7 protein-coding genes and 2 pseudogenes are annotated in these 11,063 nt (G+C 43.9%); 4 read left to right on the top strand and 5 right to left on the bottom strand.

Annotated features, from left to right (window positions below):
* Together V7K60_RS00460 and V7K60_RS00455 are read left to right on the top strand one after the other, a co-directional pair.
* Nucleotides 1-365 (top strand): PEP-CTERM sorting domain-containing protein (locus V7K60_RS00460; RefSeq protein ID WP_334922023.1); only part of this gene is annotated, 365 nt, incomplete at its 5' end.
* A gap of 735 nt (nucleotides 366-1,100) precedes the next feature.
* Nucleotides 1,101-2,360: an APC family permease gene (locus V7K60_RS00455; RefSeq protein ID WP_334922021.1), complete on the top strand. Its 1,260-nt coding sequence runs from the start codon at nucleotides 1,101-1,103 to the stop codon at nucleotides 2,358-2,360.
* A gap of 170 nt (nucleotides 2,361-2,530) precedes the next feature.
* Here V7K60_RS00455 and V7K60_RS00450 read toward each other — a convergent pair whose 3' ends face one another.
* A complete protein-coding gene (locus V7K60_RS00450; protein WP_334922020.1) occupies nucleotides 2,531-3,811 on the bottom strand; it encodes a sensor histidine kinase in 1,281 nt (426 codons plus the stop codon).
* A gap of 131 nt (nucleotides 3,812-3,942) precedes the next feature.
* On the bottom strand, nucleotides 3,943-4,623 hold the full coding sequence (gene rppA, locus V7K60_RS00445; protein ID WP_334922017.1) for a two-component system response regulator RppA: 681 nt from the start codon (nucleotides 4,621-4,623) through the stop codon (nucleotides 3,943-3,945).
* Between the two features lie 140 nt (nucleotides 4,624-4,763).
* Between rppA and V7K60_RS00440 the strand changes: the two genes are divergently transcribed.
* Both V7K60_RS00440 and V7K60_RS34985 read left to right on the top strand, forming a co-directional pair.
* Nucleotides 4,764-5,150 (top strand): hypothetical protein, encoded by a 387-nt coding sequence (locus V7K60_RS00440; RefSeq protein WP_334922016.1) that lies wholly within the window; start codon nucleotides 4,764-4,766, stop codon nucleotides 5,148-5,150.
* Nucleotides 5,151-5,161: 11 nt separating this feature from the next.
* Nucleotides 5,162-5,350 (top strand): annotated as a pseudogene (locus V7K60_RS34985) (hypothetical protein); the annotation flags it as partial.
* Nucleotides 5,351-6,113: 763 nt separating this feature from the next.
* Here the strand turns inward: V7K60_RS34985 and V7K60_RS00435 are convergent.
* The 3 genes and pseudogenes from V7K60_RS00435 to V7K60_RS00425 all read right to left on the bottom strand — a co-directional run bounded on the left by V7K60_RS00435 (nucleotide 6,114) and on the right by V7K60_RS00425 (nucleotide 10,998).
* Nucleotides 6,114-6,941, bottom strand: coding sequence for an Rpn family recombination-promoting nuclease/putative transposase (locus tag V7K60_RS00435; protein WP_334922014.1), 828 nt, complete (start codon nucleotides 6,939-6,941; stop codon nucleotides 6,114-6,116).
* A gap of 301 nt (nucleotides 6,942-7,242) precedes the next feature.
* Nucleotides 7,243-9,924, bottom strand: a pseudogene (locus tag V7K60_RS00430) (TonB-dependent siderophore receptor).
* Nucleotides 9,925-10,035: 111 nt separating this feature from the next.
* Nucleotides 10,036-10,998 (bottom strand): helix-turn-helix transcriptional regulator, encoded by a 963-nt coding sequence (locus tag V7K60_RS00425; protein ID WP_334922012.1) that lies wholly within the window; start codon nucleotides 10,996-10,998, stop codon nucleotides 10,036-10,038.
* Nucleotides 10,999-11,063: the final 65 nt, after the last annotated feature.

Here is an 11,063-nt window from a genome sequence, read left to right as displayed (position 1 = left end):
TAGACGCTAATGCAACATTAGGAATTGCTAATAAAAATAGCTCGGCTAATTGTTCCAAAGCTGTTGAAACTCCACCTGTTGGCGTTGTAACTTTACCTGTTGCGGTTAAAACTCCACCTATTGTGGTTGAAACTCCACCTGTTGCGGTTAAAACTCCACCTGCTGCGGTTGAAATTCCACCTGTTACGGTTAAAATTCCACCTGTTGCGGTTGAAATTCCACCTGTTGTGGTTGAAAAGTTGTATGTTCCTATTCAAATTCCATCTGTTGGTGTTAAACCTCATCCTGTTCCCGAACCTACAACTCTTGGAGGACTTGCTTTGTTGGGGGTTTACCTTATTTCCCGCCGTCGTCGAGTCTCTTAATTTAGAACTCTTAAGTACAGTTACTCTCCTGAAGATTTCTGACAATGTTTTGCCAAATACTTGACTTAAGGTATACCTTTTGACATTGCACACTCATTCAATCAACGTTAGTGAAACTTAACGAAGTTATCGTCTAACTTACAAGTCGCAAAATTTTTCTTTTACCAGTCCAGCATTACTTATCACCTTTAGCACCCAATTTCAATTACTGTATATACAGCCCTTTCTCCAAAATCCTTTATCAGTAGGTCTTTTGAGACTTAACAGGAAAAGTCAGTATATGGAATTGACATCTACAACCAATCTGCACAACTCTTAGTCTTAGCTGCTGCTGAAGTTAGTGTATCTGAACTGGCTAATCAATTAGGAACCAAGGCAGCATTACAAGCTATTTAGAAAGCTTTGATATCTATCCCTAGTAAAACTTTTGCTCAGATAAATAAGGCTTTGGGAATTAAGTTAATCTCTAAAGCAGAACCGTATTGTCTCCACTCCCAATCTCAAATCGCTACATAAATCTCGCCATGCGAGCAGGACTAAATTCTTTATTTAAGGCTTCTATAGCCCTTTCTATGTTGGTGAAGTCTAGCTAGACTTCATATATAAACCCTCTCAACTTTGAGGATGTGCCTCATTTGAGCGAAAACCGTTATATTCCCAACCACCTAATCTCAGCTTGATTATATGCCTGTTGGTCAACGATTATAAGACTATCTATTCCTAAAGAGGTTACAGGTGTCAAGCAAAAAAATCGGTTTTTGGTCTGTGTGGGCATTAGGTGTCGGAGGCATTGTCGGTGGACTTTTCCCAGCGCTGGGAGTTGTAATTCAAATAGCTCAGACAGGCGCACCACTAGCATTTGCGATCGCCGGCACAATAGCTTTGATAACTACTTATGCTTATGCAAAACTTTCAGTAGCTCATCCGTGTCGAGGCGGGACAGTAACCTTCTTAAACCAGGCTTTTGGTTCAGGGCTGTTTAGTGGGACACTCAATCTTCTACTGTGGTTTAGCTATGTAGTCATGCTTTCCTTTTACTTACAGGCTTTTGGTAGTTATGGAGTTAGCCTGTTCACATCTACTCAACCTATTTGGAAGCATTTACTGATTAGCTTGGCAATTTTAGGGACAACTGGATTAAATCTACTAACTGCCAATCATGTTGGTAAATCTCAAATCTGGATTGTCAGCTTCAAACTAGGGATTTTGATCCTGTTCATTACTATGGGAAGTAGTCATATCGACATTTCCCGTCTAGAAACAGTCTCAGTATCGTCACTACAGTCAATTTTCGCAGGGGCAATGGTAATCTTCTTGTCTTATGAAGGCTTTGAGCTAATCGCCAATGCAGCAGAGGATCTTGTCAATCCCAAGCATACTTTGCCACGAGTTTATTACTCTGTAATCGGATTCGTTATTTTGCTTTACGTTTTAATAGCACTGGTTACACTGGCAGCAGAACCAGTAGAACAGATTTTGGCAGCAAAAGACTATGCTTTGGCTGAAGTTGCCAAACCAATTATGGGACAATTTGGATCTGTTTTGATTACTATTGCTGCTCTTTTCTCAACTATCTCGGCTAGTAACGCAACACTCTACGGTTCAGCTCGTTTTAGCTCTGTGATTGCTAAATCTAGAGGGTTTGACTTTGACAGCCAAATAAATAGCATAGATCAATCTTCAATTGGCTTATTTATTACTAGTGGTATCACTCTCATAATCGCTAATTTCTTTGATATAAGTCGGATCTCAACGATGGGTAGTGCCGGGTTTCTCCTAATATTTGCTGCGGTTAATTTAGCTAATGCTCGTATGTATCGTTATACGAAAAGCAAGCAATGGATTTCACTTCTAGGTACTGGAATATGTTTGGTAGCACTAGGAATGTTAATTTGGTTTGCTTTGCAAACAGATCCACAAACTGTCTGGGTTTTAGTATTTATGGTAGGAGTAGCCATAGGCATCGAAGTAATCTACTACCTGTCAAAAAACTGACAGCTACACCTTTGAAGAAGCTTTGCTCAACTCTAAAATGTATTTGTAATAGTCCACGTTTGGATTAATTTAACTTGAATTCGCTAACAGTGCCTTCTCTGTTAACGGGTCGTTAAATATAGCTTTTTGTTTTAGAATTTCATTATCAATTATCATCTATTAAAGGTGATTTAGGAATGGCTTATAAGCGGTAGCTTTATCTGGAACGTGGAGCCTTTACCCTCGTTGCTCATCACATGAATGTGACCGCCGTGAGCCTGGACAATTTGTTGAGCGATCGCCAATCCCAACCCAAATCCGCCGCTTTCTCTGGCACGTTCTGTGTCAACCCGGTAAAAGCGATCAAAAATGTAAGGTAAGTCTGCCTCTGGAATTCCAATTCCAGTATCGATGACCTGAATTACTGCCCGATCTGGATGAGGTTCTAAGCGTAACCAGACAGTTCCACCAGACGGAGTGTAATTGCAAGCGTTGTTGAGTAAGTTTTCCACAGCTAGCCGCAGCAAATCGGGGTCAGCCCACAACTCAATAGGTTGTTCTGGTAAATGGCTAATCAACTCGATCGACGCTTTTGCAGCAACAGTATTGTAATAAATAGTTAAATTCTCTAGCAAGCTATTGAGATTAATCTTTTTGAGAGATTCGGGAGTTAATTTTCCCTGATGCCGAGCCAACAGCAGTAGGTTATTGACCAAGGTACTCATCGACTTGGCGCTATCGATGATGTTCTCCACTGAGGGATGGATTTGGGGATGGTCTGCTGCCATTAATAACCCAACTTGGGCATTGGTCAAAATCGCAGAAAGGGGCGATCGCAACTCATGAGAAGCATCTGATGTAAAGCGTTGCAGTTGATTATAGGCTAGCTGAACAGGCTGCATAGCTATGCCACTGAGTACCCAACCTGTAAGTCCAATTAACCCCAGTGCTACAGGCACAGCCAGGGTCAGCATTAACTGAAATTGTCTGAGATCGTTTTGAGTTTCTGTCAGCGGAATAGCAACTTGCAGATAACCAATGACCGAATTTCCTCCTTGAACAGGTAGCGTGACTTGACGCAACCAAAGCGCCTCGTTTGTAAGGGGGTTAACTGATTTAATCGTCAGAAAACCAGATGCTGTTTGTAACTGTTCTGGAGGTGGAGTCCCAAAAAACCGCTTAAGTTTACCTTCAGGGTCATACCAGCGAACATAAACCAGTTCAATATCAGCAGGGTGAGAACCACTACCTAATAGCGGTATATTGCTCAGATCGACTTGTTTATGTCCTTGATACAGCCGATACTGCGAACTGGCTGCCATTAGCTCTGCTCTTTTATAAAGCAGCTGATCTAATGCTTTGAGCTTGTCTTTTACCTCAAGATTATAAATAACTCCAGCAAAGAGAATGAGAATGCACCCCATTGAAAGGGTAAACCAACGAGCTAAATTACGACGACTGCGGTTAAACACAACTCATGCTAATTCGTAATTCGTAATACTCGCCAAAGGCGAGAAGCAAGCTACGTAATTCGTAATTATAAGACTTTTCAAGTAATTGAACTACACTATTGCCTACTCTTTGTCTCAGCCATTATCAAATTTCAAGATGGTTCTGGAGGGTTGAGGCGATAGCCCATGCCGTAAACAGTTTCAATCCAATCCGCTGCTGCTAATGTTTGCAAACGTTGGCGAAGTTTACGAACTAGAACGGTGATTGCATTGCTTTCTGGCTCACTACCCCACTCCCATACAGCTTGTTCAATCTGGTTACGAGTCAGGACTTGCTTAGGATGACGCATGAAGTACTCTAACAACTGAAACTCTTGGCTGGAAAGGGATACGATCGCCCCTTGTCGTTCCAAAATTAGGGTATCGAGATGAAGTTGCAGGTCTGCCAAGCAGAGAGTGTCTCCTTGCCAGAGGGGCGATCGCCTCCTCAATGCCCGCACCCGCGCCATGAACTCCACGATATCAATCGGTTTGACGAGGTAATCATCAGCTCCGGCATCTAATCCTATGACTTTATCAGGTGTGGTATCTTTTGCCGTAATCATTAATACGGGAGCAGTTTTTCCCGCCGCCCGATACTGTTGACACAAACTTACTCCACTAATCCGAGGTAACATCCAATCCAAAATCAGCAAGTCATATTCTTTTTCAGCCAAAAGCCATTGAGCGGTTTCACCATCCTTGACACCATCAACGCTGTGTCCAGCCTGAGAGAGAACCATTTGTAACGGCATTAATTGTTTTGGATCATCCTCTACCAGTAAGATTTTCATCACCTTTATACACTTGTGCTTGTTTAGAATAATCTATTGAAGCAATCTCAACGTCTTTCATCAGTCGGATTTCAGAGGATTGTCTACCTGATTAGGATATACATGAACTGTGATCTAGCAAAATGAGAAGCAGGTGTAGTGTGTGGCGTATTAGTAAACGTTGGCTGCAAGGGCTGGGATTAGAGTTTTGGTTACCTCTACCACTGGTAGGGGTTGTGTTTTGGTTTGGCTGTAATTTCCTAGCTGCTCAAGAGTTAAGCCGACCCTACTCCACGAAGAAAAAACTTCAGTCAGATACTCAACTTGAAGCACGGGTATCAGTCAATGTGTTGCTCATTAACGCTGCTGTCAACCGAACTAAAAGAATTACCCAGGTTGAAGTAGAAACAGCAGATCCCATCCTCAAACGATTGGAATTAGAACTTCCAACAATAGAATTCAACCAAATAGAAGCGACAATTGCCCAAGAATTAGGTCTACCCCGTCAGGATGTTAGAAAGTTAGTACGCTATGAATTTGTGGAATAACATTGTCTCCCAAACTACCCAAAGTGTTAACAGTTAATTGGGCTGTTGAAGCTGTTGCTCGTCTTGGCGGCTACCTAGAACATCGAAGTAAAACACCCATTGGCATCCAAGTCTTGTAGCGAGGCTGGTTAAAATTGCACGACATCTGTGTTCGCGTAGCGTCTCGTAGAGAGGATTGGAAGCTTGCTAGAGAGACTTAACGGGAAAAGTCAGATATTGCGATTGCTACTCTTCTCCTAACAAAGACGCTAACGCGAACAAGAAGGCTGCGCCTACATTCCACTTCTCTACGAGACGCTACCGCAAACGCTTCATTCGCAATGACAACTCATCATCTTGGTAGATTTGCTTGCATTGGGATGTTCCCGTCGCAGCATCTGTTCTGGAGTCAATCCATAGGATTTTGATTATCCACAAATGCTAATCGAGTCAACAGGTAATTTTCTCACTGACCTATGAGCAATTGCAAAATCCATGCTGCAACGGGTACTTCACAGGGAACAACTTGATAATCGATGCCTATGTGGGACACTATAAATGCAGTACGCCTGACATGGTATAGCGACGTAACAATCAAAGCCGAAGACCAGTGATTTTTAAGCATGATCTCGGTTGCATTGAATAGATTCATTTTTGGGGTTGCCCGAATTCAATCAACGACTGCCCGAATTCAATCAACGACTGCCCGAATTCAATCAACGACTGCCCAAATTTAATCAACGACTGCCCAAATTTAATCAACGACTGTCCGAATTCAATCAACGACTGTCCGAATTCAATCAACGACTGTCCGAATTCAATCAACGACTGTCCGAATTCAATATAGGAACTTAGCAAACTTGCTTTTATTAAACACCAAAGCGATGGCTTTGCCAACGCCAAGGGCGAACGCAAGAATTGAACTGGCGTAGACGCTAGATATGCGAGTCAACAGACATCGCCTAAAAGTATATGGAGAACAAGCTACTCTAATGCGCTAAACCAGGTTTCTAAATCTGCGATCGCCTGAAAATCTAACAATGCTTCTCCGAGATTTTCTAATTGTTCTAAAGAGAGAGTTGCAATCCGCTCTAGCACCTGTTGGGGTAATTCTCCCACCCTTCGAGTGAGTTGACGGAGAATGAGCGCTTGTTCTCCTTCTTGCCGTCCTCGTTGTTCTCCTTCAGCGAGAATTTCCTGATAAATTACTGACTCGCGCATCATACCCTCCCGAAATAATTGTCGAATCAAGTCCTTTTTGTATTTTAATCCCGCTAAGATTTGGGTGTAAGCGGAAATTTCTGGTCGTTGTCCTGGCTGAAGTTGATTCACTCGTTCCACAACTTGTTGCAACAAGGCTTGGGGTTGGGTGGTTGCTGCTAGTGGTGCTAAGGGTAACAAAGCCTCGTCATTGAGGAACAGTTCGGGATTTTCCTTCCACATGCAAATCACGCGATATTCATGACGGGTGGTTTCGACGCTGAAGGCAGTTTCAATTACTGTTTCTGGTGTGGGGGGAAGCAATAAGACAACAACTTGCGTTACTGGTAAACGATACAAGCGATACAATCTTACCCAATAATCTAACATCCGCAGGGGTAAGGGTGGTGTAGATTCTAATTTTGTTTGAAATTCCAAGTGGAGAATGCGTCCTTGCAACTGTAGAAATGTGACATAATCAGCGCGAATCGGTTCAATGCTTAATTCGGTTTTGAGGACTGTGACGGAAGTTTGCGGTGTACCTAATACCCAACTGGCAAAAGTAACGGGATGTTTTTCTGAAAGTAATTTGCACAGGTTATCGAAGGACATTGATGATAGACAGGAATTTCACAAGGTATTGTGATTATAAGAGTGCAGAGAGGTAATGGTGGCGATGCCTACGGCAACCCGTACCACTTCGTGGAAGCAAGCTACGCGTAGCGGCGACCACAAAAGAAGCGGGAACGCCTGTTAAGAATTTGCTCAGTTTCCAAGGGCGATCGCCTACGTTATTCTTGATAGCAATACCTACGGTAAGCTACGCTAACGCCTAAAAGTATATAAACAACCAGGGCAATTATAGTAAGCTTCCACCCTCATGACATCTCACCCGTAAGTCCACAAATTATCATTAAAACTGCCACGAAATCGTTGCTTGCACCGTCAACGGCTCACCGTAAAAAATGCCAAATTCATAATCGGCAGCTTCAAAATAATTGACATCGAACAGATTTCTAAAATTGAGTCCTGCGCGAAAGCGATCACGCTGGTAAAAAATTGCCGCATCCGTCCGAAAATAGCTGGGGAGTTGAAAGGTATTACTTAAATCACCTTCCCGCTCTCCCACAAAGAACAAACCCACACCAGCGCCAAAACCTTTCATCGAACCGCGCTGAATTTCATAGCTTGTCCAAAAGTTAATCGCATTTTCAGGCACATTACCCAACCGAGTACCCACGGGAATTGTGTTGTCTTCGCTGACTATGGCATTGGTATAGGAATAGCCTGCAATGATGTTCCATCCCGGTAAAATTTCACCTTGAAAGCTAAGTTCAATCCCTCGGCTGCGCTGCTCCCCAATCTGAATCGCATATCGATCTGGAGGTACACCGGGTCTTGTATCGGCCGTCAAGATGCCGATACGGGTTAGTTGGTAGAAAGAGAGGGTTGCCGAAAGTCGGTCATTCAAATCTGCCTTGACCCCCACTTCATACTGGGTGCCCCGCTCGGGTTGAAACAGGTCACCCTCAAAACTGCGTCCACTAACTGGGCTAAATGAGCGGCTGTAGTTGGCATAGAGGCTTAGGGGTTGAATGGGCTGATAGACAATGCCCGCACGCGGACTGAAGCCATCTCCAGATTGATTGTCTTTAGTATTTGCCAGAAAATCCTCGGAACTTAGCTCAAACAAATCAAACCGTCCGCCCAGCAGAAACTTAAGGTTAGGAGCCAGCGTCACCTGGTCTTGAAGATAAATTCCTACAGTGTCTTGCAAATTTCTTACATCATAATTACGGATGTAAGGTCCAGCAGGGGGCTGCCCATACACAGGGTCGAACAGATCTAAAGGGCGAGCAGGTGCACCAGAAGCATCCTCTCTATTGTCGTATTTCCCCAGATCGCCTCCAAAGACGAGCTGATGACCAATTGAACCCGTGGAAAATTTGCCAGTTAGATTGACGTTTAGATCGTAGGTATTTGTGCGGTAAGCCCCAGGGTCAGTAAGTCCCCCGTTCAAGGTTCGATCGTCGGCATCAAGAGAGTCAGGATAACGCTGCCCGGCTGTACCTGTGATTTTTCTCACTCTCCACTGAAATGCCTGTTGTATCGACCAGTTGTCGCTGAACTGATGCTCCAGCCGATAACCCAATCTGTATTGCCTGATATAATATCTGGTATCAGGTTCTCCAAGATAAGTACCGCGCGGGATTTTACCATTGAGGTTCGGTAGCACCGTGCCGTACACTGGCAAGCCGCCGTCAAGAAGCTCATTTTGATCTATATACTCACCTTCCAAAGTGATGTGGGTGTGCTTACTAATATCCCACCTGAAAACGGGGAAAATCGAGAATTGCTTCTGGTTAAAAAAATCAACGTAACTGTTTCTACTCTGATAGCCTGTATTAAGGCGATATAACAGTGTTTTGGAGTCGTTCAACGGTCCCGATAAATCAATCGCACCCTGATAGAAGTCATAATTGCCAATGGTGGCATCAATGGCATAGAAGGGGTCGCGCAGCGGCTGCTTTGTCACGGTGTTGATGGTTCCCCCCGGATCACCCGACCCATATAGCACGGAAGCTGGACCCAAAAGCACTTCAATTCTTTCAATATTGGGGGTAAGCTGCGTCAATGGAGCTCTAGCCTGTCTCACCCCGTTTTAGAGAACATTGTTGGCACCATTGAGCCTGAAGCCTCGAATAGAAAATTGGGAAGCTTCACTTGTTGAACCACGGAGTGGAGATACGCTAGGAACGTTTCTCAGAGCTTCGTTGAGGGTGGAGACGTTTTGGTCGCGCAGCACTTGTTGGGGCACAACTTGAATCGATTGGGGAATATCGCGCAGGGGGGTGTCGGTTCGGGTTCCCACACTGCTATTCGGCACGCGATATCCATCTTGCTCTCCGGTTACGATTAACTCAATCGGCTCATCACCTTGTGTCGATGGTGTCTCCTGTGGTGCAGGAAGTGCTGGCTTTTCTTGAGTTTGCGGTGTTTGAGGTGGCTGCATCGCAGTTGCAGTAGATGCTACCCCAAAAACCAGCCCTGCATCATCATCATATAACTCAACTATTGGTAAAGTTTTCTCACCCACCACCGTCACTCGCACAGTATTTGCATCAATATTCGTTACTATTATTTCAGTAATTCCCGCAAGCGGTTTCTGGGAACGAAATGTGAACGCTTCACCGTCAGGTAGTCGTAACTGTCCGCCAGATATATCTGCAATAAAATTATTCCCCATACTGCGATTTGTTACTTGCAGTCGAGTCCCAAGAGGTGTCTCTAAAATTATCTCCACACCTTTATCAGTGGGATTGGCTTTCACCCCCGTTATTTGAATTGTCGGCGCAGGTGTGGTTTGCGGTGTGGGCGACTGCACGAGTAAATGTTCTGCGCTGGTGAGAGGGATTTCTAACTCGCTAGGTTGCCGGATTTTTTGATTCTCACCACCCTGCTTTAAAAGGGAGGCTTTTTGAGTCTGATTCTCAAATTTCACCTCTGCTGAGGCGACTTTAGTTACCAGAGTGCTGATAATCCCGACTAAAGTTGCTGCCAGCCATAAATAGATATTGAACTGCCGACTTTTCATACCGCTTCTCACACAGTTTTGATTAAAAGGCTTATTGCGTATAGTTATTAATTGCAATGAAGCTTAGTGTAGAGGAGCGATCGCATTTTAGTCTATCCAAAAACAAGCACACTATCCCGAAACAATCTTTTTGCCAAAAAAACATTCACTCGGTGTAATCCCAAATCTGCGTTTAAAGGCAGCACCAAAGTGTCCCAAGTGAGCATAACCCAATAAATTTGCAACTTCGGCAACAGTCAAGTTACCACTTCGCAGTAATTGTTCTGCTCTGTGCATACGTTTATCAGTTAGATAACCAAATACTGTTGTGCCAAACAGTTGACGAAATCCCCGTTGCAGGGTACTTTCGCTCACTCCCACAAGTTGCGCTAATTCTAGTATCAATGGCGGGTTTTCCAGACGAGAGAGCAAAATTTCCCTGGCGTGATGAATTCCGGTGATAGTTGAGGGCTTAAGTCGTAGCAATGATTGCACTCCACCTTGTTCTACCAGTAAAGGAGTTAACTGCAAGCGGATCAGTTCCAGCACTCTCACCTGCAAGAACATCAGCTTGGTGATTGCTTGATAGGGACAATAGATAATTTGTTGTACCACAGAGTGGACAGCACTAGTCTTTTTAGGCTCTAGTATTATCTGCAAATCATCACCTTTCGCCAGTAGGCTGAACTGTGAAGGAATTTCACCGCCCGCTATTGGGAAAAAGGTTCCCAATAGCTCAGGTGGCATATGAATACCAACACCCACACTCCGTGATTTTGGAGTGATTCCCATCCATGAGCGTTGAACGCCAGCACCAGAGATCAGTGTATTATCTGCGTTACTTCCTAAAAGCTCGATATCAAATTGTAGAGGATGATTCGATTCAGGATCTTGAAATAAGATATCATCGTGATATTCACAGTCCCCAATCCAAAGCTGGAGTTGGGGATACACCTCGATATCTCGCCCATAGCCTTTACCTATTTGCCTGGGTACTTGACAATAGGATTCAAATGGCTCTAATGGATTCTGCGGGCTATTTTTGGCAGCTTCTGCCCACCATTCATCCCATTCTGGTGTAGGGGTAATAGTCATAGTTAGCGACTGGTAGATGGTCAAAATTAATGCTAATTAATAGCAATAACTTTACTACAATTTCT

This window comes from Nostoc sp. (assembly GCF_036917555.1).
Taxonomy (GTDB): Bacteria; Cyanobacteriota; Cyanobacteriia; order Cyanobacteriales; family Nostocaceae; genus Nostoc.
This window is presented reverse-complemented; position numbering and strand designations above follow the sequence as displayed.